Here is a 25,033-nt window from a genome sequence, read left to right as displayed (position 1 = left end):
AGGAGATTTGCCCCCAATGGTGAACAAGGATCCAGTATCCCCTTAGCTGGAATGGGATTACTCGGTTTCATCTTAATGATCGGAATGGTCTTAAGAATGAGGATGTTTAGAATAGAGTAAATCAATGAAAGAGGAAGGCTATTTCAATCTTCCTCCTTTATGCTTGCCATTATTTTTTATGCAAACATCAATTTCACATGCTATGATAATTCTATAAAATCAGAATTTTCAATAAAGTACCGCACTCAATTGCAGGTGCTTTTTTTGTTGTCAAAAAAGCGCCGCAGTGAAAGGAGGAGTATCAATGGCGTTTGCTATCCATAAAATGAAAAAAGAAAGAAAAGAAGAAAAAGGAAAATAGGTGAACGGGATTTATTTTATATCAACGAATTGGGAGACAATCAGCCGAGTACTTGAGAAAACAGTGTTGATCCTGAATGCCTGGATGTGGAACAGGACTTCTCATTTTGTGAGGAGGACATGTTCCAGGCAATCTCCCAGGCATGTTATTCCGGACCTGTCCTCAAGTGCATTGAAACCGAAAGTGTGACCTTGAGTATGACCATTAGTATTTCTCCCGGTGTGTTCCGTCTGGAGGACATGGATGAAGAAATATATCTCGTACTCCCGGTCCGGATTGCCTCGTAACAATATAGTATCGCAGTGATTTTTCCTGAGGCTCCTCTCTATTTGGGAGACGCCTTTCTGCACAATTATCTTGTAAACTGCATAATAATATTATAAAATAATGCAGAAAGAAAAATATTTGTGCAGAAAGAAGGTGTTATCATGCACACGTTTGTATACAATAAGCTACCTCAAGAACTACTTTGCAGTCAAATCATTAATCTAGTTTCAGCCATTCGCGAAAATAAGGGGAAACAAAAACTCTTTATCGAGGCGAAACCAGATATTTTAAATGCAATGCTCGAAATAGCAAAGGTTCAAAGTACCGGAGCATCAAACCGAATCGAAGGCATTTACACTTCAGATAACAGACTTAATGCCATTGTAAAAGAAAAAGCGGAACCTAAGAATCGTTCCGAATCTGAAATTGCGGGGTATCGTGAGGTTCTTCAGCTTATTCATGAAAATTACGATTACATAAGTCCAACAGTGAACGTCATTCTGCAATTACATCGAGATCTTTATCAATTCAGTCCAGCATCAATAGGTGGAAAGTTCAAAAATTCAGACAACGTCATAGTTGAAATAGAAGCCGGACAAGAGCGGATTAAGTTTCAGCCATTAACTGCTTTTGAAACGTATGATGCCATGGAAAGACTTTCAAGCGCATTTATTGAGGCGATCCAAAAAGAAGAACATGAGCCTCTGTTGTTAATTGCAATGTTTATTTTCGACTTTCTTTGCATTCACCCTTTTAACGATGGAAATGGCAGGATGAGTAGGCTTTTGACGCTTTTATTACTTTATCGCGCAGATTATATTGTTGGGAAATACATTAGCTTGGAAATGATCATTGAGAAAACTAAAGAAACCTATTATGAAAAACTTGAAGAAAGTTCACATGGGTGGCTTGAAAATAAACACAGCTATTTGCCCTTTGTAAAATATTACCTGGAAGTTATTCTGAATGCCTATAATGATTTTTCCTCCAGAGTAGGGCATTTGCAAAATAACACCATTTCGAAGCCGGAGCGGATAAAGCAATTGTTCGATAGCACACTACATAAGCTATCCAAAAAAGATATATTGAATAGATGTCCGGATATTAGTATGTCTACCGTCGAACTTTCCCTTTCTGACTTATTGAAGAGTGGATACATCATTAAAGTAGGTGCTGGCAGGAGTACTGCTTATATAAAAAATACAGATTATCAAAACTAACCTCTGAACCTTACCGAAACAGGTTTAAATAATGCGGAAGATTCTGGAACACCAAAGAAAAGGTGTTGGAAAGAAGTCCTCAAATTGGAAAAATAATTACGTTGCTAAGAGCTTTGATCAGACGATATCAGCTTACAACAGCAGAGATGAAAAGAAAACAGAAAAACCGCAGGCACTCCGGATCCGGAGTGTCTGCGGCTTTTCTGGCAAATTAACATTGTCCTCGATATACGTTGCTCTTAATTAATCGAAGGATCAGGCCTGGTGCGGCAGACGCTTGCCGACGTATTCGACCAGGTCCACAACGCGGCAGGAGTAGCCGTACTCGTTGTCATACCAGGCAAAGACCTTGAGCATGTGGTCTTCCAGAGCCAGCGTGCTCAGTCCGTCAATGATGCTGGAGTGAGGATCGGCTACATAGTCACTGGATACCAGCGGCAGTTCGTTGTAATCCATGATGCCCTTGAGCTCGGTTTCAGCCGCCTCGCGGAGCACGCGATTTACTTCTTCCGCCGTAACCGGTTCGCGGGTGGTGACCACCAGGTCTACCAGGGAGACCGTCGGGATCGGCACCCGGATTCCAACACCGCGGAATTTACCGCGCAGCTGGGGCAGAACCTTAGCAACTGCCTGGGCAGCACCGGTGGTGGTGGGGATCATATTGAGACCGGCGGCGCGGGCTCTTCTGGGATCCTTGGCCTTGTGGTCGGTCAGGCTCTGGCCGTTGGTGTAGGCGTGAACCGTGCTCATCATGCCGTGCTCGATGCCAAAATGCCGGTCCAGGATCTTGGCAAAGGGAGCCAGGCAGTTGGTTGTGCAGGATGCGTTGGAAATGATGTGATGGAGGGAGTCATCATAATTTTCTTCATTGACGCCCATGACAATTGTGATGTCCTCATCCTTGGCGGGAGCGGTAATGATCACCTTTTTCGCGCCGGCATCCAGGTGAGCCTGAGCCAGTTCCCGGGTCCGGTACTTGCCGGTGCTCTCAATCACAATGTCGATGTTCTGTTCTTTCCAGGGTAATTCATTTGCTTCCCGGTAATTTGTGATCAGCACTTTTTGGCCGTTGATGACCAGATATTCTCCGTCTACAGAAGCTTCTCCCTGAAATCTTCCATAAATGGAGTCAAACCGCAGCTTGGCCAATGCCAGTTCTGCACTGGGCATCCCATTGATGCTGACCAGTTCCACATTGTTGTTCGGACGGTCCGCCAGGATCCTCACGACATTCTGACCGATTCGTCCGTACCCATTTACTGCAACTCGAATCATTTCATCCTCCAAATTTCAAACTTGATATGAGATACTCTCTACGACCATCTTTTCATATTTACTGTATTATTTCAACATTAAATCTGTTTTATTCGTAGCTTTTTTCTCTCGGACAGAATCCCGCAAATGGCCGTAGATTGCCATTATTTTGACAAGCTGAAGGAGTTGTCACTTGTACTATCTATACTATTTTTTTCGGTTAACAGTGTGATACATTTTGCAACAGAGGACTGAACAAAAACAGATCTTAACCGGTTTTGTATACCTTTCCATCATCTGACGTGACGGAAACTTTACCGGAAGTGTCAAAAAATAACAAATCACACGGTGTAAGCCGTGCGATTTGTTATTTTTTATTTGTAGGGTTTGATGTAACCTGTGATGGACTTGATGCCCATATTGTTCACTCTCGTTTTATACTGGTAGTCGGATTCGCCGGAGTTTCGGGGGATCAGCATATCCATGCGGTACTTCGAATCGAAGGATGAGCCGCCGCGATCCTCAATCGTGAAATCACCCCAGCCTGGCAGGCTGACTTTTGAGCGAAGGGGCCAGTAATTGGAAGCCAGTACGCCGTAGCGCAGGCGGGTTCCCAGTGCGGTGGTGGTCCAGCCGCCATTTTCGGAAGCGAGGTTGGTGTAGAAGGTGAAGGACCAGGTCATCTTGGTGTACCCGGCATAGGGATCGGTGGGGGCAGCGGGGGCTGAGACAGCCGGAGGAGCCGTGGGGTTGATCCAGGCGCCGGCCTGTCCTTCTGTTTTGGATACATTCATCATACCATTGGAAGTTTTGTAGATATAGTAGCTGCCGGCGGCATAGGTTCCGACGGAGTTTGTACGAGCTGCCGCATCCGTGGCATTCATGTATTTGGGAGTATCGGCTGTCAGAGTATAGCTTTTCTGAGTTTCCCCTACAATCTGATTGGCAGTGGGGGTTTCCAGAACAGCGCTGTTCTCCGTAACCTGGAGGTAGCTTTTGTACACATAACCGGTCAGGTTGTTGAAGACCACCTTGTACCAGCTGTTGGATGGTCCGGCCAGAACCTGAACGGTCTGTCCGGCGGGGATCTTCAGCAGGCTGGAGTAGCCGGTGCCGGCACCTTTGCGCAGATTGACGGTTCCGGTGGTGAGACCGGTGGAGGTAAAGGTGATGTAGGAGGATGAAATATAGCCGATGGTCGAGCCTTCCTTGATCCTGGACCAGGATGAGTTATGGCTGATGACATCGATGGGCGTTCCGGCGGTCAGTTTCCGGATGATGGAATAGTTTGTGGAAGGTCCGACCCGGAAGTTGACTGAAGTTCTCGTTTCGCCCATGGCCGCTTCGGCCACCTGTGGATTGATATTTGATAATGCGAACGTCCCAGTTAAGATTGAGACGATAGCCAGTCCCTTGGCAATGGTCTTTATGACATGCTGACTGATCATAGCTACCTCCATCCTGGATTATTTTTATAAGTTGTTACTCTGAAATAAGTTTTACCAGTCTTTCCAATTAATGTCAAATTGGTTACAAAACCAGTTTTCCCGTTCCACCTCTCATCTTCACAACTCAACCAGAGCAGGAATGGCTGTCAAGTTACTGATACGAATGGTTTTGGAGCTTTTCTGTGGAAAATGTGATTCGCAGGCGTATTCATTTCTTTACAGGTGTTAATTTTTCAAAGGGCATTGATTTGCCTCGAAATACACAACTTTTTTACTGAAAAAACCATGGTTCGATCATGCTATAATGGGAGGGTAAATGAAACAAGCAGAGGTGACAAAACATGAAAATAGCAATCGGTAATGATCATGCAGCCTACGACTTTAAGCTCGAGATCCTGAAATACCTGGATGAGCTTGGCGTAGAATATGTGGATTTTGGAACTCATTCAAGGGATCGGGCAGATTATCCGGTATATGGCGAGATCGTGGCCAAGAAAGTGGCTTCGGGCGAATTTGAAAAAGGCATGCTGTTCTGCGGAAGCGGAATAGGCATTTCCATTTCCGCCAACAAAGTCCGGGGCATCCGTGCGGTGGTTTGTTCTGAACCCTATTCCGCCAAACTGTCCCGCATGCACAATGATACCAACATCCTGTGCATGGGAGCCCGCGTTGTCGGACCGGACCTGGCAAAAATGATCGTCGACGAGTGGCTCAAGGCTGAGTTTGAAGGCGGTCGCCATGCCGGTCGGGTTGAACTGATCCGCCAGATTGAAGCGTCCCAGGAAGCAGAGCAATACGTCTGCGGATCCTCCAACTAGGAGCGGCAAGTATAAGCAGAGAATGAGGGGAGACCAGGGCGTTCAGCCGGTCCCATTTCTCCGAATCACCAGCAAAGGCAGGCGGGCGATCCCCAAAGGGGTCACCTGCCTGCCTTGTTCTTTCGATTCTTGGCCTGCCGACCCGAATCAGCCGCATCAATCCATGAGATCTTATGAGGATGATCCGGGATGTTGGCGATGATTCAGCCGTGGCGGAATCCTGGGCCAGCGCAGCTGGGCGAAAGTCCTTCACATAACGGAATAACAGCACCGGCGCAGCTTGTGAACTGCGCCGGTGCTGCTTATGGATCAACCCAAGATCCAGGCGATTTGCCGGGGAGGGCTGTATCCTTCAAAGGGTGCTCTTAGGGTTCTGATTTGGGGAGAACATCTTCTTCTTCAATGATGTATTTGGACTCAACTTTGGCTTTGGCGTCCGGTTTGATCTGCTTGAAATATTTTTCGAATTCCTTGTAGACCTCTTCCTGCTTTGCCTCATCCAGTTCTTTGCGGACAATTTCAAAGAGTTCTTCTTCTTCCTCCTGAACGTGATGATACAACAGGTCTTTCAAAAGATGGACGTGAGCCTTCCACATGTCGTCATCTTCCGGCGTGTCCAGAATAATCTGCATGGTACGGCGAATTCCGGCATGTTCTGCCTTCAGGTTGTTCTTGACTTCCTTGACGTCCTTCTTATTGGACAGGGCATCAAACACCACCTGTTCTTCGGATTCGTGGTGAGCCAGGACAAAAGTTACCAGATCCTGAAAGATTTCCGGCGCTTTCTCTTCCTCATTGTCCATCTGCAGCATGTAATTTCGGATCTCATCATGTTCCTTCTTAATTTCATCTTGAATTTTCAATGCGTTCCACCTCACTCAATTGATTGCTTATGAATCAATTATAGAGAAGAATGCCGTTAGAGAATTAAAATAGATAATAGTTAACGAACCTTCTGTAATTTGTATAAGATTTTCAAAGTTCATTCACAGGGGTCCGTTTCCATGCGGTTCGGTTCGGCCGCTGATTAGAGGTTTGTTCGGTCAGGAAAGCTGATTCGGGGCGCGGTCATCACATGCCAATGGCAGGCGCAATGGCGCGCATGCCTTCAATGCATTCGCCGATGACATCGTTCAGTTCCATGCCGAGGCGTTCACACCCGTTGAGAATGATGCTGCGATCAACGCCGGCTGCAAAGGAAGGGGTTTTGAATTTTTTTGCGACGGATTTGACTTCCATATCCATCACGCTCCGGCTGGGGCGCATGTAGGCAGCTGCCGTGATCAGACCGGTGAGTTCATCAATGGTGTAAAGGACTTTTTCGACGGCTTCCACGGGCTCGACATCCGTGACCAGGCCATAGCCATGGCTCATGACCGCCCGAATGTAGTCTTGCGGCCAGTGATGTTCTTCCAGGATTTCTTTGGTTTTCGCGCAGTGCTGTTCCGGATATTTTTCATAATCCAGATCGTGGATCAGGCCGATGATGCCCCATTTGTCTTCGTCTTCGCCATATTTGCGGGCAAAGTGACGCATCACGCCCTCGACGGACAGGGCGTGCTTGATCAGGCTGTCGGTTTGATTGTACTCATTGAGCAGTGCCCAGGCTTCTTCTCTGGTTGGCATAGGATTTCCTCCGTATTATATGTGATGGGACTGTGATTTGATATGGTGTTCCGTTCATACAGGTGTTTCGGTGATACGGGTGTTTTGGTGATACAGGGCTTTCGTTTATAGGATTGTGCTTATTCAATCGTTGAGGCGGTGTGGTATCAAATCAGGCAGCATATGGAGCTATTTGAATATTAATGGCAATTATACATCGACTGATCGAACGGTTCAACTAAAAGTCATTGCTCAGGGCAAGGTGGATGATCCGGGTTTTCGAATCCAGATCCCATCGCTCTGAGGAGGCAGCCGTTTTGATCGGATATGCCATCTCCCGCGGAGCCAGTGAAAGCTGACTGTCCGGGTGCGGCAATGTCCCGGGGAGAGATTGCAACAGACAAAGGTGGGGCAGGTTTGGTATATTAAAGGAGAAGAGGTTGTTGAACAAGACCTCGGATGTCGAGCAGCAACTATTTAGAAAAGTAAAAACAGTGAAACGGAGGCTGAACATGCATCGAGAAGATCACGGTCTGGCAGAATTGCTGAAATATGAGAACATTGCGTGGTATGAGGATGGGGTGGTCCGGATTCTGGATCGCCGCGTTTACCCTTATGAAAAAAAGACGGTGGAGTGCCGCAGTCATCAGGAAGTAGCTCAGGCTATCACTGATATGGTGACTCAGAGCGGCGGACCATTTCTGGCGGTCCAGATGGGCATGGCTCTGGCCAGTCATGAAGCGAAAGACCGTCCGGTAGAGGAACGCATGGCTTATTTGGCTGAGGCGGCCCGGACGCTGTCTCAGGCCCGCCCCACCACGGCCGAAAAACTCCGCCTGATGACGGATCGCTCCCTGGCGGCTGCCCATATCGCCATGGAAAACGGCCGGGACCTGACTTCGGCCATCGTGGCGGATGCCATTGAGACCATCAACCGCCGCTACCATGAAGTTCGCCTGTTGGCGAATCATCTGGCTGCTCAGTTCCCGGATCAGGGGGTAGTCATGACCCAGTGCTTCGGGGAAACCATCGTCGGCATGATGCTTCTGGCCTGCCGTGGGCAGGGGAAGACCGTCCGCTTCATCTGTCCTGAAACCCGGCCTTTTCTCCAGGGCGCCCGCCTGACGGCTTCCGTCATCGCGGATATGGGATTTGAAGTTCATGTCATCACGGACAACATGCCGGCCTGGATCATGGCCCGCGAACAGGTGGATGTGTTGACCAGTGCGGCGGACATCATTACGATGGACGGTCATGTCGTCAATAAGGTAGGAACGTTCCAGCTCGCTCTGGCGGCGGCATATCACAACATCCCCTACTTTGTCACCGGCACGCCAAACTTTGAGCATGAGTCCGTTGAATCCATCGTGATTGAGGAACGGGATGTGGAACAGGTCAAAACTCACCTGGGCCGCAGCGTGGTCCGCGAAGGCGTCAACGCCTATTATCCAGCCTTTGACATTACCCCGCCCAAGCTGGTGAACGGTGTGGTCACCCCCAAGGGCATTTTCTCGCCCTATGACCTGAAAACCTACTATGGGGAAGGCGACGTCAGCACGGTGGTCGTCTAGATGAAAAACCGACCGATTGATAATTATTCTGTCGAAATGTATCAGGCTGCGGCCGACTATATTCTGGAGCGGGCCGGAACCAGACCGGACATCGGACTGGTTCTGGGCTCCGCCCTGGGGAACCTGGCCCAGCTGATTGAGAATCCCGTGATCATCCCTTATGCCGAGATTCCGAATTTCCTGACTTCCACGGTGGCTTCTCATGCCGGCCAGTTGATCCTGGGCACCCTGGAAGGCAAACGGGTCATGTGCATGTCCGGCCGGTTCCATTATTATGAAGGCTACGACTTTGAGGATCTGGTGATTCCGATGCGGGTGATGCAGTGCTGCGGCGTGCAAACCGTGATTCTGACCAATGCCGCCGGAGCAATTAATGAGTCTTACCGGCCGGGGGACATCATGATCATCAGCGATCATCTCAAACTGACGGGAGCCAGCCCCCTGCGCGGCCCCAACCGGGAGGAGTTCGGACCCCGGTTCTTTGATGTGTCCGATCTCTATACCAAACGGCTGCGTGGCCTGGTTCGAACCTGCGGCGAGAACCTGGGGCTGTCCCTGCGGGAAGGGGTTTACTACTTCGCCGTAGGCCCGCAGTTTGAAACGCCGGCTGAGATCCGGGCCATGCGCATCCTGGGGGCGGATGCCGTGGGAATGTCTACCGTGACGGAGGCGCTGACCTGCGGACACATGGGAATGGATCTGATTGCTCTCTCCCTGATTACAAACATGGCTGCCGGAGTGCTGGATCAGCCGGTGACTGGTGAAGAAGTCGACGAAACCGGCAGGCGTTCGGCCGCGGACTTTTCCGCACTGATTCGGGAGATCGTCAGCCGTCTGGAATAAGATTCTGGTCCAGGGGACATTTTCTGAACCCATCGTCCGAGCCTCCGGCAAGCCGAATCAATGAATCGGCTCATGAATCGGCTCATGAATCGGATCCATGGGCAGGTTGAATCCGGAGGACGGATCGAATAGCCGGATCAGACAGCCGGATCAGACATCTGGATCAATCAGCACAAATCGATTGCCGAAGTACTTGAACTGAAGTGCAGAACCAATCCCCGGTCGGGTTCTCGGCCGGGAACCATGAATGCGAGGAATAACATGCTGTTTCAAAATGTGACATTATATGACGGAACCGAGATCCGGACGGGTCAGGCGGTTCGAATCGAGGGCGGGATCATCACCTGGATGGGGGCGCAGCCCGCACCTGCCATAGCCGGTGAAGAAGTTAAGGACGCAAGCGGCACGGTGATGCTGCCAGGCTTTGTCAACACGCACAGCCATATCCCCATGACCCTGATGCGGGGCTACGGCGAGGGCCTGCCCCTGCAACGATGGCTGTTCGAGAAAATGTTTCCCTTTGAGGATCAGCTGACGGCTGAGGATATTACCTGGGGAACCCGCCTGGGACTGCTGGAGATGATTGCCTCGGGAACGGTCAGTTACTCGGATATGTATTACTTCATCGATGAAATTGCCCAGGCTACGGTGGAAGCCGGAATGAAGGCCAACATCGGCCGCGGCATTACTTCCCGGCCGGATGCCAAAAGTTTTTCCCAACACATCGGCCGGATTGAGACGGAAGCACTGGATGCCCGGGTCCGGGCCATGGGATGGGATTCTCTCATCCGGGTGGATCATACGATTCACGCCGAATACACCACGGATGAAGCCTTGGTCCGGGAGGTGGCGGATTATACCAGAAGCACGGGTCGGATCATTCAGGTTCACGTGTCGGAGACGCTGTCAGAGCATCAGGCCTGCGTGGATCAGCACGGCATGACGCCGACCGAGTATTTCAGCCGCTGCGGTCTCTTTGACGGGCCGGCGGTCGCCGCTCACTGCGTCCATGTCACAGATTCGGATATTCTTCTGCTCCGGCAGCATGATGTCACAGTAGCGCACTGTATTTCCAGCAATCTGAAGCTGGGGTCAGGTCTGATGCCGCTGCGCCGGATGCTGGATCAGGGGGTGCGGGTGACGCTGGGGACGGACGGAGCTGCTTCCAATAATAATTTGAATTTTATGGAAGAAATCCATCTGGCAGCCATGGTTCACAAAGGGGTGGAACGGGATTCCCTGTTCCTGAGCCCGGCACAGATTCTGGCCATGGCAACGCGCAACGGCGCGCTGGCGCAGGGACGCACGGAAACGGGCGAACTGCGGGTCGGCGCGGCGGCTGATCTGATCCTGATTTCCACCTGCTCTCCCCAGATGACTCCCTGCTATGATCCGCTGGCCAACGTGGTTTACTCTGCCGGTCAGGGCGATGTGGCTCTGACCATGGTCAACGGTCGGATCCTGTATGAGAAGGGAGAGTTCAAGACCTTGGACGAAGAGAAGATCCGCTATATGGCCAACCGTTCCCAGCAGCGGATTGTCGGCATCCTGGAAGGCGACCTCTCATGAGGCTGCAGTCGGTCCGCGAGGAGCTGGTCCATTATGGCAGACAGCTTCTGGAATGTCGTCTGACCACCGGCACCGGGGGTAATCTGAGCATTTTTGACCGGACCTCGGGGCTCATTGCCATGACGCCTTCCGGTCTGCCCTACCCGGAAACCCGGCCGGAGGATATCCTGCTGCTGGATCCGGACGGAAGGGTCATTGAGTGTGCACCGGGGCGGCAGCCAACCAGCGAGTGGGAGCTTCATCTGGCCATTTATCGGGCCCGGCCCGATGTCTGCGCCGTGGTCCATACTCATTCCGTCCATGCGACGGCCCTTGCCTGTGCCGGGCAGGAAATCCGCAATGTCCACTATCTGGCGGCCGTGGGCGGCAGCCGCATCCGCTGTGCGCCTTATGCCACCTACGGCACACCGGAACTTGCCGGGCTGTGCCTGGAGTATCTGGGCAGGAATCATGCGGTACTCCTGGGCAATCACGGACTCGTCACCGTGGCCGGAGATCTTCCGGCGGCCTTCGGCCGGGCAGAGCATCTGGAATATGTCGCTCAGCTGCAGATTCTGACGGAAGCCCTGGGCGGAGCCCGCTTGCTGAGCCAGGACCAGATGCAGGAAGTCCGGGATCGATTCCGGTCCAATCCCTATCGCTAATCGATTCAGGGATGGCAGTAAAGGGAGGCCGAATAGCGATCCCGCAACCCGGACCGACCGGATGGGAAGGACTGCCGGCGTCGATGAAAGAACTCTTATCAGAAAGTAAAATCAGCGAACCCAACGTTCGGGCTGACAGCCTGCTCGCCGGGTTCGTTTTTTCTTCCCGGGGCTGTGAGAAGGTGCGGCGCACGCTCTCGACACGTACGGCCGGTTGAAACCGGCAGACGGTCATCATTCCTCGATCCCATTAAACATCCATGTTTTTCATCATCCTCCCCAGGCTGCGTACTCTATCCCGCTGTGACAGGACGGATCCAAACAGCATTGCCGTTTGTCATTCAGTAACTGTACTAATAGAAGAGGATGGAAACTGTTGCAATAGGACTGTTTGATTTTGGTTATAATGATTTTTTTTCGATACAATGAGTCATGCAGCGATGAACTCACTGTTTGATCAAGGGTCATCCAAATAAGAAGAATTGTTTGGCAGGGCTGATTTGCCGGTTTTCTAAAAATAATGATATTTTTCACGTATAATTTAATTTTTGAACTTTTTTAGTGATTTTTATATAAGTATTCCTGAATTATGGTACACTATTTCAGGTAACTGTGTTAAATATGTCTCGAGCTTCCGGGTGAGATGATTGCCTGATCCAGCGAGGGACTGACACATTCGCTCACTGTTCTTTTTACCAATTAAGGGGGATTTTTCATGCAAACTGCTCTGATCATTATTCTGTCGGCCCTGGCTTCTCTGGTGTCCATCCCGGTGGGTAACGGAGGATTTCGGATTACCTTCGGAATTGTTGTCCTGATTTCCGCGCTTCACCTGTTCAAGCCCAGGCACCCGCTGGCACTGGCCCTGGCGACCGGACTGGCGGTAACCCTGGCGAGAATCTTCATGGATTCCATGTCCATGGAAATGACGGCGGCACTGGCTTCCAGTTATTTGCTGGAGATTGCCTTCTACGTGGCGTATGCCTGGATCTACCGCTGGGCGGTCACCACCAATACCTCGCCTTATCCGCTGCCTTTGGCCGTGGCCCTGGTTCTGTGCGATACCGGCGCCAACACCATTGAATTTTCTCTGAGGCATCTGGCCTCGGACACGATCTGGGATACCACCTCCTTCTCCGCGATTCTCCTGGCAGCTTTTGTCCGCTCGGTGGTCATTGTGTTTGTGATTTGGCTCAGCAATTACTTTTCGATGCGAAAATCCAGTGCCAGATAGGAGGGCGATCAAATGGAATTTTTAAACTCAATCAGCGCTTTCCTGTGGAACTACATCCTGCTGTTTGCTCTGCTGGGGGTCGGTCTGTACATGACCGTCCTTCTGAAGTTTCCTCAGTTTACCCGAGTTCTGCCGGCCATCACCAAACTGATCGGTGACATCAAATCCGGCAGGAAGGTCGAAGACGGACGGATGACGCCGTTCCAGTCCCTGGCCACTGCCGTGGCGGCTCAGGTTGGTACGGGAAACATCGTCGGAGTTGCCACCGCTATTGCGGCGGGCGGACCGGGGGCGGCCTTCTGGATGATTCTCTCTGCCTTTTTCGGCATGGCAACCATCTTTGCGGAGGCGGTCCTGGCTCAGATTTACCGCCATCAGTCCGATACCGGTGAACTGAGCGGCGGTCCGGCCTACTATATCCGGGATGGTTTAAAGAGCAAGGTTCTGGCCAGAATTTTTGCGGTGTTTGCCATCCTGTCCCTGGGGATTGTCGGCATCATGGTTCAGTCCAATGCCGTCGTGGTGTCGCTCAATGAATCCTTCGGAATTCCCATGCCCTGGGCTACTGCGGGCCTCCTCGCCCTTGTCGGCGTCATTCTCACCGGCGGCATGGAACGCATTGCCGGATTCTCGGAAAAAGTAGTTCCGCTGATGGCCGGCGCCTATGTCCTTGGCAGTCTGCTCATCGTGGTGATCAACATCACGCAACTGATCCCGGCGCTTCAGCTTATTCTGGTTTCAGCTTTTTCGCCTCAGGCCATCGGCGGCGGAGTCCTGGGAATCACCGTGCAGGAAACCGTTCGATTCGGGATTGCCCGCGGCCTGTTCTCCAATGAAGCCGGAATGGGATCAACCCCTCATTCTCATGCAGTCGCCCAGACAGATCATCCGGCGGAGCAGGGATTCATTGCGATGATCGGTGTCTTTATCTCGACGTTCATGATCTGCACCTCAACGGTCATGGTCAATGTCCTCTCAGGCAGCTATGACGCCACGATTTCCGCGGCGGAGATGTCAAAGACGGCTACGATCATGACGCAGAATGCGTTTACCAACGGCTTTGGAAATTTCGGCGGGGCTTTTTTATCGGTTTCCTTGTCCAGCTTTGCCCTGACCACCATCGTGGGCTGGTACTTTTTCGCGGAGTCCAATGTCCGGCTGATCTTTAAAGACAAGAAAATCTTCATCATTGGATTTAAGATCATCGCCCTGTCGTTCCTGGTGGTGGGGCCATTCATTGACCCGGACAACCTTTGGAAGCTCTCCGACTTATTTACGGGGTTGATGGCGCTGCCCAATATCGTCGCCCTGATCTTCCTGTCCCGACAGGTGGACTGGATCCTGAAGGATTATGATCAAAAAAACAAGCTGGGCGAACTGAAATGGCCCGATCTGAATGAGCTGCCCGGACGCCGGCCCAAGAAAAGCTAATCTTGGCTGTCAGCTGTCGCCGAAATAATAAAACCGGCGGGATCTCTGGTCCCAGCTCATCCATGACAGCTTGAAACGGCTTTGGCACATTCCTGATTTGAATTGAATCACCCGAGAACCTGAGAATCTTCCCGAACGGAGGAACCTCAGGTTCTCTGCTGTTGGGAGATCAAACGGCAGAACCGGCCGCAACTGCAAGACAAGCCTGATCCTGATGTCCCGGAAAACGCATAATGGGCTGTCCACTGGTTTTGCTATACTGAAGCTGAAGAGGGAGTGAGTATCATGTACGTTGCAATCATTGGAAACCTGGTTGGATCACGGCAGGAAAATGACTGTCGGGAAATTGATCCTCAGCTGAACACTATTCTGGACCAGATCAACGGAATATATCATGATCAGCTGGCCAGCCGATTTAGCCTGACCCGTGCCGATTCGTTTCAGGGGTTGCTGGAATCACCGGAAGAGGTGATGAACATCCTGTTTAAGTTGAAGTTTCAGCTTCATCCGGCCAAGATCCGGTTCGGAATTGGCCTGGGAGACGTCTCAACCCAGAATGATTCCGGTCAGTCCGATGCCGTTGCACCGGTCTGGCAGGCGGCCCGGCGGATGCTCGATGAAGTGAAGCGGAAGGAAGCCGGGAAAAAAGCTCTTCATCTCGATATGCTGTTCGGCCACCTGAAAGATAAGCAAAGTCTGGATTCGCTCAATGCCGGATTGTGTCTGATGCATTTCATGGAGACCGGCTGGACGGACAAACAGTGGGTCAACATTTATGACAGCCTGATCCTTGGGCTGAATCAGTCAGAGATCTCACAGCAGCGCGGCGTGAATCAGAGCACGATTCACCGGAGCCTGAACTCCGCCGGCTACTATGAATATGAGCAGGCGTTTCATACCTTTCAGAATCTGCTCGATCGAATGAAATGAGGTCAGGCATCAAGTCCATGATCAGCCAATTCATAACAGGACAAAAGAACCATTGATAAGCCACGAATGCGTATGGTCTCAATGGTTTTACTGTTTTCTGCGCCAAGAAAGCTTTTTATATTTTGTTGCTCCATATCGGGTGATAAAAATGAATTTGAAGATAGATAAATTTTGAAAATTATAAGAAATTATTTCGGGTAGAATCTTTATCTGCTAAGTTTTAATTAGCTTGATACACATCAGCAGACGAATCGTTAAGGGGTGTGATTTGATCAACGTTCAGTATTTGGATTCAGGGACAGCATCTAAGTTTGATGCAGGCGTAGATTTCACGGCAGGTGTTTCATTTATTGCTGGGGATGAAGCCGGGGGAACCGGATCCGTTCCGGATCGTTTGGCGGTGTATGGGGAGCAACTTTCTGATGACGGAGGATATGAAGATTTGCTAATTGACGGAGCCCGTTTTGCGGATGGTTCTTATGCACCATTCTGCCCGAATTATGGTATTTGATCATGGCACAGAAATCTATATTAATGATTTTAGTTTTAGTCGGGATTATCATTGGCGAGTATTTCGGAAAGCAATATTTTAAAGATCACAGGATCATGAGAAACATAATTCTTTCCGTTGGCTTGGTATCAATGTTGTTAGCCTTTTATGTAATATTCAAATAAATAGAAGAAGCTTTGTCCGATATCAAGCCATTAAACAGAAACTGGGTTCCTGGAGGGGAGGTCAGTCCGCAGACATAAACCCTGGAATGGTTGGATCCGAGACGGCATGCTTCCTGCTGGTTGCAGCTAAGCGAGGTACCTTTGATTCCCTTCAGATGAGATGAACTTATCCAGGAGTTGTTATGAGCCATCCTGTGTCAAATATTTCATCCGGATCGATGGATGAGCCTGAGAGATGGCAGAATACGGTTCTTTGAGTTGCTTTACAGCTCATTCCCAAAGCATGGGTCATTACACAAGTTTTCGAACGGTATCTATCATAGTTATAAAAAAGTCCGCTCCGGCCCGTTTTTTCATAATTTAGTGAAAAGAAAGGCCTGAGGGGGCTTCTTTTATAGACATCACGTTGTGAAAGTCTTGATAAATCATCAGTTTGGCAAGGTTTTCGTCTAATTATTGTTATTTGTGAAGCATAATAATAAGAAAATAGGTGTCATTGTTTTGTAACTTTTGCTATAATGAATTTGTATTTTACATAAAGTTCATTTTATGCAATTTTTTTTGCGGTTTTCATGGACTGAGATCGTGCGGAACGTCCCGTACGAAGACTTTAAAGTTGGCATTACTCCTCTGCAATCGTTCATAGCTTTTTAACTCACTGACATCCCAGGAATATGAAAGGTGGTTGGGTATGAAAAACCTCAGGAAGATCCTCTCAAGCTTGTTGCTGCTCTTATTCTTTTTCAATTTTTTCCCGCAGTTGGCTTATGCTGACAGTCAGGAGGCGGTCACAACCGTTGCCTTGAACTTCCGGGATCAGGGAACGGTTTACAGTAATGTACTGTCCGCCATTCCGGCCGGTGAATCGCTCACCGTTCTGAAAACCGAAGGAAACTGGGCTCAGGTTCAGTATGAAGACCAGACCGGATGGGTAGCCGCCCGTTATCTGGCACCCACCGAAGAAGTTGCCAAAACGGTGACTCTGACGAATCTCAAAGCTGACACACTGCGCAAGGAAGCCAGCAGCAAAGCGGCTGCTCTTGCAAAATTGCCGAAGGGAACGAAAGTTAATCTCGTTTCCGTTGAAAAAGAATGGTACAAAGTAGAGTTTAAGGGCAAGACCGGCTATGTCTTCGCTGCCGGCTGGATCGATGCTCCCTCTGCTGCCAGACCAGTCGCCAAGGCTGCTCCGATTCCGCTTGAAGGAACCATTGAAGTTTATAACACGACCAATGTCTATATGAATGCCTACGACGCCATGGCCAAGAAAGGCTCCGTCGGAACCTATCCGGCCGGTGAATACCACATTTACCGCAATTTTTCCGGTATGCTGAACGTAACCCGCCATCCTGACGTACCAGGCGCCTGGATCAATCCGGAAGAAATCCGGGATGACGCACCGTCTCTGGTCAAGCCGGGAACAACTACGGCGACCGTAACCAAACCATCTGTGATGACTTCGGAAGTGACAAGCGGTGAATACCAGCTGCTCACCTACGTCAACACCTATGTTTCCGCCTACGATGCCCAGAATGATCTGAACCGTGTCGGCAAATACGCCCCCGGAAAGTACTATGTGTACAAGAATTACGGCGGCATGCTCAACATTTCCAAGACAGCCGGTGAAATAGGTGCCTGGATCAATCCGGCCCAGAACGTCGCCCCGGTCGAACCGGTGACTCCGCCGGCCTCGGAAGCGGATCAGATCGTGGCCAACGCAACAGTCAATGTCCGCAAAGGCCCTTCTGCTTCCTTCAAGGTTCTGAGAACTCTTCCCACCGGATCCAGCGCGGTCATGGTTGGACGTGAGAGTAACTGGATCAAGATTGAATACAAGGATCAGATCGGCTACTCTTATATCAACTACTGGAACATACCCAAGGCGACCCTTGCCAAATATCCGGTGAAAACCACGACTCCGGGCACCTCGCCTGACGGTTCGGGCACCGATAGTCCGACAACTACCAAGAAGCTCAAGGTATTCCTGGATCCGGGTCACAACGGAGTTGCCCAGGGGGCTGTCTCAACGGTGACCGGGGAGCTGGTCGATGAGACCACCATCAACTACCGGGTTGCCATCCTGGCGAAAGAGATTCTGGAAGACCGCGGCTATATGGTCTACATGTCCAAATCCAGTCTGAACCAGACAGTCAGCCTGACGGAGCGGACAAACCGGGCCAACGAGCTGGGTGTTGACATTTATGTTTCCATCCACTGCAACGCCTACACCGATCCGGCTTCCCGCGGTACCATCGGGTTCTATGCCGGGGAAAAACTCAATCCCGCCACCAGCGACTGGCAGGCCAAATCCGCGCTCCTCTCCCAGAAACTGGCAGACAGCGTAGGCAATGTCATCGGCCGCAGCAAAATCGTCAAGGATACCAGCTATGGCAAATCCTTCGCGGTCAACCGTCTCACCACAATGCCTTCGACCCTTCTGGAGCTTGGCTTCATCACCAACTACCAGGACGCCATGATCCTGAATTCCTCTGCCAATCAGAAGGATCTGGCCCGGGAAGTGGCCAACGGCATTGACAATTATTTCGGAAGATAACAGAACTTATTCCCACCATAAAATGTATAAATAGAACGGAGCCTCCGGTTGTGCCAGAGGCTCCGTTCTATTTATGTGCCGGCTTTTGCCATAGAATTGCCACGGCTGAGAAGGGTTCTATCTGATTTTTTTAATGAAAAAAAGGTATGATAGGAATGACAAGATCCACGTTGAAGAGATCTAGTCTGACAAGATCTACTTTGACTGGTCCAGATTGACTGGTCCACTTTGACTGGTCCACATTGACCGATCCACTGTGACCGGTTCGTATCGTCGGACTGTGTTATCTGGAGGAACAGAATCAAAACAAATGGCGTTGCCCACCGGCAGAAAGGAGAAACTCATGGGAAAGACCATATATATTGCGGATGATGACCATAACATCCGAAAGCTCATCGAAGGCTTTCTGACGCGGGAAGGCTACGAGGTGGAGGCGTTCGCGGATGGGGAGCAGCTGATGGAACGATTCGGCATCAGGGAGCCGGATCTGGTGATTCTGGATGTCATGATGCCGGGCCGGGACGGCTTTTTGATCTGCGATGACATTCGCCGGCAGAGCTCCGTGCCCATCATCATGGTGACGGCCCGGGATACGGATACCGATTTTGTGCTGGGGATTCAGCTCGGGTCGGATGATTACATCACCAAACCCTTTTCCCCGATGACCCTTACCATGAAGGTGCGGGCGATCTTCCGGCGCATCGAGCTGGATAAAGGGGAGCAGCCTCAAAAAGAACTGGCCTACGAAGACATCGTAATTCACCCAGAGCAGAAGCTGGTCACCATTGCCGGAGCCAATGTGGATCTGGCACCCAATGAGTATGCTCTGCTGAAGTATCTGGTGGAAAATCAGGATCGGGCGGTCTCACGGGAGGAGCTGCTGGACAAGGTGTGGGGTTACAGTACAGTGGTGGAAACCCGCGTCACGGATGATACCCTGAAGCGGCTGCGCAAGAAAATGGGCGATTCTCAGGCGGTCATCGAGACGGTCTGGGGTTTTGGCTTTCGCCTGAATCAGAGGAAGAGCAATGAGTAAGCGGCCAAAAATCGGAAATACCATGCTGCTGTATTTTTTCACTACGATCCTGGCGGTGTTCATCCTGGTTGCCCTGGGGTTCAATGTGGCGGTTCGCGGTCATGTGGTGGCGCTCCTGAATCAGCAGCTGGAGGAAGCCAAGGCGCTGGTGTTGGAGTTTGCCCAGCAGTCGCAGATTCCCCGGGGCCCCAACCGGAGCTCCATGTTTCATCGGATGATGATCCAGAACAGCGCCGATTCCAGTGTCAATATTCTGTTCCTGAATGAAGCGGGCGAGCTGACTTTGCCGCTGGTCAACAGCGCGGAGGAGACAGCGGCCGAAATTCAGGGAATGGGAATGGGAATGGGCTGGCAGGGGGGACGAACCAATCCTTCGACCAAACCGGCAACGAACCCGGGAACCACCCAGGGTCCGATGTTGCGGCTGGATGCTGCGTCTTACCGGGAAAGCCTGGCCGTTCATGAATATGTCCAGGAAACATCCTATCAGCTGGCGGATGATTCCGTCCGGACCGCCAGCATTGGCGGCGAAAACTATTACCTGCAGAGCATCCCTTTTTCCGAAGGAGAGGATCCGGAGTACGTGCTGGCTTTTATCGACGGTGAAGTCTACGACCGGTTCATCGGGAATGCCCTGTGGATTCTGACCTTTATCATGGGACCGGTACTGGTGGTGACCTTCTTCGTCGTGCGTTACCTGGCTCAGCGTCTGGCCAATCCCATTGCCCGGCTCCAGGGTCTGTCCAAGCAGCTGGGACGGGGTGTGTTTGAGGGCGAGGACTTTCATCTGCGCGAACAGGAACTGGTGGATCTGAATGAATCGCTCAATGAGGCGGCTCATCAGCTGAAGGACTACCATGCCAATCAGAAAACTTTCTTCCAGAATGTGTCCCATGAGCTGCGCACCCCCCTGACCGGAATCCGGGGCTATGCCGAGGGCATCAAGTACGGGGTGTTTACAGCTGACGAGGCGGCGGATGTCATATTGGAAGAATCGGGCAAGCTCGAGAAACTGGTGGAAGATATCCTGTATCTGTCCCGGATTGAGTCCAATGAGAGCCTTCTGGGCGAACGGACGCCCCTCCGACTGTCCGAACTGCTGCTGGAAGCCCGGGAGGATTCAGCGCATGATGCCCGCCTGAGCCAGAAGACGATTGAGGTCGTGGTTCACCAGGATCCGAGAATTTGCGTCTATTACGAGGAACTGCACCGGGCCTTGCAGAATTTGGTTTCCAACGCCGTGCGCTACGCCGATTCCCTCATTCAGCTGGAAGGCACAGTGCGGGACGATCAGGTGGTAATCACCGTCTCAGATGACGGCCACGGCATTGTGCCGGGCAGCGAGGAGAAGATCTTCCAGCGTTTTACCAAAGGCCCCGGGGGACGGCACGGCATTGGTCTGTCCATTGCCGAGGCAGCCGTGGAACGCCACGGCGGAACCATTGCCGCGAAAAACCGGACGGACGGACCGGGGGCGGTGTTTAGCATTACCCTTCCGCTGCAGAAGCTGCAGCATCTGTAATCAGCAGGCAGGACAGGTCAAAGGCAGAAGCCCGGGCCTGTCCTGCCTATTTGTCCTGGGGGCAGGGGACGGGTATAATGAATCTATCACCACGGTCAGAAGGCCTGACTGGTCTATGAAACAATCGAAAGCAGAAGGGGGAGGGCGATGGAACAACAGATTATGGAGCTGATCCGGAAGGAACGGCTGATCCTGCCGGGACAGCGGATTCTGGTGGCGCTGTCCGGCGGCCCGGACTCCGTCTGCCTGTTCCACCTCCTGGCAGAGTGGCAGGAGGCTCTGGGCATTTCTCTGGGGGCAGTCCACGTCAACCATGGGCTGCGCGGTATGGAATCCGACGGCGAGGAAGCCTTTGTTCGAAATTTGGCCAAAGCAAGGCGCATTCCCTGCTTTATTCATACAGAAGATGTTCCGGCCCGGGCGCGCCGTCTCGGTCAGAGCTTCGAACTGGCCGCACGGGAAGTGCGCTACGAGTTCTTTGAAGAAATCATGCGCCTGGAGAGCTATGATAAAACGGCGCTGGCGCATCACCGCAACGATCAGGCGGAGACCATCCTGCACCGGCTGATTCGGGGATCGGGCCTCAATGGCCTGGCCGGCATGCGCCTGGAGCGGGACGGGAAATACATCCGGCCGCTGCTGATGACATCCCGGGCGGATCTCGAAGCCTGGCTGAAAGGTCGGGGACTGGAGTACCGGCTGGATTCGAGCAATGACAACCGGGAATACACCCGGAATCGAATTCGCCTGGAGCTAATCCCTCAGCTGGAGTCTTATAATCCCGATATCGTCAGCACCCTGGGTCAGATGAGCCGTTCCCTGGACTGGGACCGGGACTATCTGGAACAGGCGGCCGCAACGCTCGCCAGGACGCAGATCCGACAGGAAGGCGACAAGGTGATTCTGGCCGGCGAAGCCTTCGGTGAGCACCGGGCCATGACTTCGCGCCTGGTGTTTGCGGCCCTGGCTCAGCTCAAGGGCAGCCGGCTGGATCTCTCAGCCAGTCAGGTGGAGGATATCCTGGCTCTGGCTGCCGGACAGACCGGACGCCGGCTGGATCTGCCGGGAGGCGTCACCGTCTACAATCATTACGGCCAGCTGGAATGGTCCCTGAAACGCGATGCAGCCGGGATCGAGCCGACGGATGAGGTTCGGGTGGATCTGAGCTTTCTTCCGGAAACGGTGGAATTCCCGCCGTACCGGATTCGGCTTGATTTTGAGCCGCCGCAGGGTACGGCAACCCGCCTGGATGTCACGGGTCTGCAGGAACTGATCATCCGCCGGCGCCGGGAAGGCGACCGGATCCTGCTGCCGGGGATGTCGGAGCCGAAAAAGGTCCGCCGCATCTTTATCGACCGCAAGGTGCACCGCGAAGACCGTGACCGGGTTCCCGTATTCACCGATGAAGCGGGCCGGATCCTGTATATTCATCCGGGAATTTGCGGGGAAGCATTTAGAATTACCCAAAATACTGATAAAATACTATATATTACAGTGATGGAGAATACGAATCATGATGAAAACGGATCACAACATGTATGATGACATTCAGGAAATCCTGTTTGATCAGGAGCAGCTGGCGCAAAAGTGCCAGGAACTGGCCAATCAGGTCAACGAAGACTACAAAAATAAGGAGCTGGTGCTGGTCGGCATTCTGAAGGGCTCCTTTATGTTTATGTCCGATCTGGTCAAGCGGACCACCATCCCGCTGGAAATTGAGTTCATGGCGGTATCAAGTTACGGGTCCTCGACCGAAAGCTCCGGCGTTGTCCGGATTTTGAAGGATCTGGATACCGATATCAAGGGCAAGCACGTGCTCCTGGTGGAAGACATCATTGACTCGGGCACGACGCTGACCTATCTGATGGATTATCTCAAAGGCAGAGGAGCGGCCTCCGTGGAAATCATGTGTCTGCTGGACAAGCCCGCCCGGCGTACCCAGGTGCTGCCGGTGCGGTATGTGGGCTATGTCATTCCCGATGCCTTCATCATCGGCTATGGCATCGACTATGCCGAGCGCTACCGGAACCTGCCCTTCGTGGCAACATTAAAGGAAGAAGTTTACAGGAGTAAGGATTAATGGAACAAAAACCACAGCTGCCACTGTCCCGACTTGCCATCATGAGCCTGATACTGCTCGTTCTGATCGGCTTTGCCCAGCTTCTGCCCGGAGCGGTTGCCTCGGTGGACTACAATCAGTTCATCTCCCAGGTGAATGAAGGCAAACTGAGCAGCGTGCGGGCGTTTCCCAATGGGTCCTACATGACCCTGACGGGCCTGTCGGCTCAGGATAATAAAGAAACCAAGACGGTGATGCTCACGGAGACCTATCGTACCCTGGTAGAATCCAACAAGGAACTGGCTGCCAAAGTCACACTGAGCGAACCGGCCGGATCCCAGAGCATCGTTTCGCAGCTGGCTCCGTTTCTGTCGATGCTACTGACGCTGGGACTGCTGGTGTTCTTTGTCGGTTTTCTGATGCGGAACAACAACCAGGGACCCAAGTCGGCGGCCAATTTTGGCAAAAGCAAAGCCCGGCTGGTTAACCCGGAGCAGAACGATGTTACGTTTGCTCAGGTGGCCGGAGCCGAAGAGGAAAAATTTGAGCTGATGGAAGTGGTCGACTTCCTCAAGAATCCGGCCAAGTACCAGAAGCTGGGAGCCAAGATTCCCAAGGGACTGCTGATGGTGGGATATCCTGGTACCGGTAAGACGCTGCTGGCCCGGGCTGTGGCCGGCGAAGCCGGGGTGCCGTTCTACATCATCTCCGGTTCGGATTTCGTCGAAATGTTTGTCGGTGTCGGCGCCTCCCGCGTCCGCGACCTGTTTGATCAGGCCAAGCGCAACGCGCCCTGCATCGTTTTTCTGGATGAAATCGACGCCGTCGGCCGCCAGCGCGGCACCGGCTTTGGCGGAGGCCACGATGAACGGGAGCAGACGTTGAATCAGCTTCTGGTGGAAATGGACGGATTTGAGGAAAATCAGGGCATCGTCGTCATGGCCGCCACTAACCGGGCAGATGTGCTGGACCCGGCGCTGCTTCGTCCCGGCCGGTTTGACCGGCAGATCCACATTGATCTGCCGGATTCCAAGGGGCGGGAAGAGATCCTGAAGATCCATACCCGCAACAAACCCCTGGGGGATGACGTCAACCTGAAGATCATCGCGAAAACTACCACCGGATTTTCCGGAGCGGAGCTGCAGAATCTGGCCAATGAGGCGGCCCTCTTGGCTGCCCGGGAAGCCAAGCCCTATATCTCCATGGCGCACTTTGAAGAAGCCCGGACCAAAGTCCAGCTGGGACCCGAGAAAAAATCCCGGGTGCAGACCGACGAGAGCAAGCATCTCACGGCCTACCATGAGGCCGGGCACGCCATTGTGGCGCGCAGCCTGCCTACCATTGATCCGGTCACGGAGATTTCCATCATTCCGCGGGGCCGGGCCGGAGGCTATACCATGCACATCCCCCTGGAGGATACGAGCTATACTTCCCGGACCTCCCTGCTGGATGATCTGGCGACTCTGTTTGGCGGACGCTGCGCCGAGAAGCTGATCCTCAATGACATTTCCACCGGTGCCAAGAGTGACATCGACCGGGCTTCCAAGATTGCCCGGGCCATGGTCAAGGAATACGGCATGAGTGATGTCATCGGCAACCTGTCCTTCGGCGATGCCGAAGAAGTCTTCCTGGGCCGGGACATGGGACGTCAGCAGCCTTATTCCGAAGCCATGGGCGACCTCATTGATCAGGAAGTCAAAAAGCTGGTGGATTCAGCCTATCACAAGGCCGAGGAAATTCTGAAGCGCGAGGGGGAAAAGCTCCATCTCGTCGCGCAGAGTCTCCTGGCGAAGGAAACGCTCCAGGCTTACGAGTTTGAAGCACTCTTTACCACCGGCAAGCTGCCGGAGCCTCTCACCGAGGTCGAAGCCCGCAAGGCCAATGAAAAGGTGCTGGAAGACTATTCCCGGCGCAAGCGACAGGCCCTGGGCAATCTCCGCCAGGCGGCAGGGACGGCTTAAAGCGCCGGACCGATGCGCAGGCGATGGATGC

Annotated in this window: 20 protein-coding genes; 16 read left to right on the top strand and 4 right to left on the bottom strand. The window is 52.2% G+C overall.

Annotation, left to right across the window (positions count from 1 at the left end):
• Nucleotides 1–789 precede the first annotated feature (789 nt).
• A complete protein-coding gene (locus NQU17_10595; protein UUM11102.1) occupies nt 790–1,848 on the top strand; it encodes a Fic family protein in 1,059 nt (352 codons plus the stop codon).
• Between the two features lie 255 nt (nt 1,849–2,103).
• On the opposite strand, the gene gap is transcribed toward NQU17_10595, so the two are convergent.
• Together gap and NQU17_10585 are read right to left on the bottom strand one after the other, a co-directional pair.
• Nucleotides 2,104–3,123, bottom strand: coding sequence for a type I glyceraldehyde-3-phosphate dehydrogenase (gap, locus tag NQU17_10590; GenBank protein UUM11101.1), 1,020 nt, complete (start codon nt 3,121–3,123; stop codon nt 2,104–2,106).
• Between the two features lie 353 nt (nt 3,124–3,476).
• Nucleotides 3,477–4,550 carry an SH3 domain-containing protein gene (locus tag NQU17_10585; GenBank protein ID UUM11100.1) on the bottom strand — a complete coding sequence of 358 codons (1,074 nt, stop codon included), beginning with the start codon at nt 4,548–4,550 and terminating at the stop codon, nt 3,477–3,479.
• Nucleotides 4,551–4,891: 341 nt separating this feature from the next.
• On the opposite strand from NQU17_10585, the gene rpiB reads away from it, so the two are divergent.
• Nucleotides 4,892–5,368 (top strand): ribose 5-phosphate isomerase B, encoded by a 477-nt coding sequence (rpiB, locus tag NQU17_10580; GenBank protein ID UUM11099.1) that lies wholly within the window; start codon nt 4,892–4,894, stop codon nt 5,366–5,368.
• A 365-nt stretch (nt 5,369–5,733) separates the two neighbouring features.
• Here the strand turns inward: rpiB and NQU17_10575 are convergent, their stop codons facing one another.
• Together NQU17_10575 and NQU17_10570 are read right to left on the bottom strand one after the other, a co-directional pair.
• Complete coding sequence (locus tag NQU17_10575) at nt 5,734–6,231, bottom strand: hemerythrin domain-containing protein (protein ID UUM11098.1); 498 nt, start codon at nt 6,229–6,231, stop codon at nt 5,734–5,736.
• A 208-nt stretch (nt 6,232–6,439) separates the two neighbouring features.
• Entirely contained in the window at nt 6,440–6,994 is a 555-nt protein-coding gene (locus tag NQU17_10570; GenBank protein UUM11097.1) for an HDIG domain-containing protein, read from the bottom strand.
• A gap of 491 nt (nt 6,995–7,485) precedes the next feature.
• Between NQU17_10570 and NQU17_10565 the strand changes: the two genes are divergently transcribed.
• The 14 genes from NQU17_10565 (at nt 7,486) to ftsH (ending at nt 25,002) form a co-directional block, all read left to right on the top strand.
• Complete coding sequence (locus tag NQU17_10565) at nt 7,486–8,544, top strand: s-methyl-5-thioribose-1-phosphate isomerase (GenBank protein ID UUM11096.1); 1,059 nt, start codon at nt 7,486–7,488, stop codon at nt 8,542–8,544.
• Nucleotides 8,545–9,387 (top strand): purine-nucleoside phosphorylase, encoded by an 843-nt coding sequence (locus tag NQU17_10560; protein ID UUM11095.1) that lies wholly within the window; start codon nt 8,545–8,547, stop codon nt 9,385–9,387.
• 261 nt (nt 9,388–9,648) lie between these two features.
• Nucleotides 9,649–10,956, top strand: coding sequence for an amidohydrolase (locus tag NQU17_10555; protein UUM11094.1), 1,308 nt, complete (start codon nt 9,649–9,651; stop codon nt 10,954–10,956).
• A complete protein-coding gene (locus NQU17_10550) occupies nt 10,953–11,600 on the top strand; it encodes a class II aldolase/adducin family protein (GenBank protein ID UUM11093.1) in 648 nt (215 codons plus the stop codon). The genes NQU17_10555 and NQU17_10550 overlap by 4 nt, the downstream gene beginning before the upstream one ends.
• A 715-nt stretch (nt 11,601–12,315) precedes the next feature.
• Complete coding sequence (locus tag NQU17_10545) at nt 12,316–12,834, top strand: hypothetical protein (GenBank protein ID UUM11092.1); 519 nt, start codon at nt 12,316–12,318, stop codon at nt 12,832–12,834.
• A gap of 12 nt (nt 12,835–12,846) precedes the next feature.
• Nucleotides 12,847–14,265 (top strand): sodium:alanine symporter family protein, encoded by a 1,419-nt coding sequence (locus NQU17_10540; GenBank protein UUM11091.1) that lies wholly within the window; start codon nt 12,847–12,849, stop codon nt 14,263–14,265.
• A 285-nt stretch (nt 14,266–14,550) separates the two neighbouring features.
• Nucleotides 14,551–15,195 (top strand): SatD family protein, encoded by a 645-nt coding sequence (locus NQU17_10535; GenBank protein ID UUM11090.1) that lies wholly within the window; start codon nt 14,551–14,553, stop codon nt 15,193–15,195.
• A gap of 268 nt (nt 15,196–15,463) precedes the next feature.
• Nucleotides 15,464–15,706 carry a hypothetical protein gene (locus tag NQU17_10530; GenBank protein ID UUM11089.1) on the top strand — a complete coding sequence of 81 codons (243 nt, stop codon included), beginning with the start codon at nt 15,464–15,466 and terminating at the stop codon, nt 15,704–15,706.
• A gap of 855 nt (nt 15,707–16,561) precedes the next feature.
• Nucleotides 16,562–18,424, top strand: coding sequence for an N-acetylmuramoyl-L-alanine amidase (locus NQU17_10525; GenBank protein ID UUM11088.1), 1,863 nt, complete (start codon nt 16,562–16,564; stop codon nt 18,422–18,424).
• 343 nt (nt 18,425–18,767) lie between these two features.
• On the top strand, nt 18,768–19,460 hold the full coding sequence (locus tag NQU17_10520; protein UUM11087.1) for a response regulator transcription factor: 693 nt from the start codon (nt 18,768–18,770) through the stop codon (nt 19,458–19,460).
• Complete coding sequence (locus NQU17_10515; protein UUM11086.1) at nt 19,453–20,982, top strand: HAMP domain-containing histidine kinase; 1,530 nt, start codon at nt 19,453–19,455, stop codon at nt 20,980–20,982. The genes NQU17_10520 and NQU17_10515 overlap by 8 nt, the downstream gene beginning before the upstream one ends.
• 147 nt (nt 20,983–21,129) lie before the next feature.
• Nucleotides 21,130–22,524 (top strand): tRNA lysidine(34) synthetase TilS, encoded by a 1,395-nt coding sequence (gene tilS / locus NQU17_10510; protein ID UUM11085.1) that lies wholly within the window; start codon nt 21,130–21,132, stop codon nt 22,522–22,524.
• Nucleotides 22,517–23,062: a hypoxanthine phosphoribosyltransferase gene (gene hpt, locus NQU17_10505; protein UUM13502.1), complete on the top strand. Its 546-nt coding sequence runs from the start codon at nt 22,517–22,519 to the stop codon at nt 23,060–23,062. Before tilS ends, hpt begins: the two co-directional genes overlap by 8 nt.
• Nucleotides 23,062–25,002 carry an ATP-dependent zinc metalloprotease FtsH gene (gene ftsH, locus NQU17_10500; protein UUM11084.1) on the top strand — a complete coding sequence of 647 codons (1,941 nt, stop codon included), beginning with the start codon at nt 23,062–23,064 and terminating at the stop codon, nt 25,000–25,002. The genes hpt and ftsH overlap by 1 nt, the downstream gene beginning before the upstream one ends.
• Nucleotides 25,003–25,033 lie beyond the last annotated feature (31 nt).

The organism is Clostridiaceae bacterium HFYG-1003, assembly GCA_024579835.1.
Taxonomy (GTDB): domain Bacteria; phylum Bacillota; class Clostridia; order Clostridiales; family Clostridiaceae; genus JG1575.
This window is presented reverse-complemented; position numbering and strand designations above follow the sequence as displayed.

Excerpts from the sequence above, each read along its gene's own strand:
- NQU17_10565 (UUM11096.1), top strand. The coding sequence starts at position 7,486 with ATGCATCGAGAAGATCACGGTCTGGCAGAATTGCTGAAATATGAGAAC.
- NQU17_10515 (UUM11086.1), top strand. The coding sequence starts at position 19,453 with ATGAGTAAGCGGCCAAAAATCGGAAATACCATGCTGCTGTATTTTTTC.
- NQU17_10570 (UUM11097.1), bottom strand. The coding sequence starts at position 6,994 with ATGCCAACCAGAGAAGAAGCCTGGGCACTGCTCAATGAGTACAATCAA.
- NQU17_10550 (UUM11093.1), top strand. The coding sequence starts at position 10,953 with ATGAGGCTGCAGTCGGTCCGCGAGGAGCTGGTCCATTATGGCAGACAG.
- NQU17_10520 (UUM11087.1), top strand. The coding sequence starts at position 18,768 with ATGGGAAAGACCATATATATTGCGGATGATGACCATAACATCCGAAAG.
- ftsH (UUM11084.1), top strand. The coding sequence starts at position 23,062 with ATGGAACAAAAACCACAGCTGCCACTGTCCCGACTTGCCATCATGAGC.
- NQU17_10595 (UUM11102.1), top strand. The coding sequence starts at position 790 with ATGCACACGTTTGTATACAATAAGCTACCTCAAGAACTACTTTGCAGT.
- gap (UUM11101.1), bottom strand. The coding sequence starts at position 3,123 with ATGATTCGAGTTGCAGTAAATGGGTACGGACGAATCGGTCAGAATGTC.
- NQU17_10525 (UUM11088.1), top strand. The coding sequence starts at position 16,562 with ATGAAAAACCTCAGGAAGATCCTCTCAAGCTTGTTGCTGCTCTTATTC.
- NQU17_10555 (UUM11094.1), top strand. The coding sequence starts at position 9,649 with ATGCTGTTTCAAAATGTGACATTATATGACGGAACCGAGATCCGGACG.
- NQU17_10540 (UUM11091.1), top strand. The coding sequence starts at position 12,847 with ATGGAATTTTTAAACTCAATCAGCGCTTTCCTGTGGAACTACATCCTG.
- NQU17_10545 (UUM11092.1), top strand. The coding sequence starts at position 12,316 with ATGCAAACTGCTCTGATCATTATTCTGTCGGCCCTGGCTTCTCTGGTG.
- NQU17_10535 (UUM11090.1), top strand. The coding sequence starts at position 14,551 with ATGTACGTTGCAATCATTGGAAACCTGGTTGGATCACGGCAGGAAAAT.
- hpt (UUM13502.1), top strand. The coding sequence starts at position 22,517 with ATGTATGATGACATTCAGGAAATCCTGTTTGATCAGGAGCAGCTGGCG.
- NQU17_10560 (UUM11095.1), top strand. The coding sequence starts at position 8,545 with ATGAAAAACCGACCGATTGATAATTATTCTGTCGAAATGTATCAGGCT.
- tilS (UUM11085.1), top strand. The coding sequence starts at position 21,130 with ATGGAACAACAGATTATGGAGCTGATCCGGAAGGAACGGCTGATCCTG.
- NQU17_10585 (UUM11100.1), bottom strand. The coding sequence starts at position 4,550 with ATGATCAGTCAGCATGTCATAAAGACCATTGCCAAGGGACTGGCTATC.
- rpiB (UUM11099.1), top strand. The coding sequence starts at position 4,892 with ATGAAAATAGCAATCGGTAATGATCATGCAGCCTACGACTTTAAGCTC.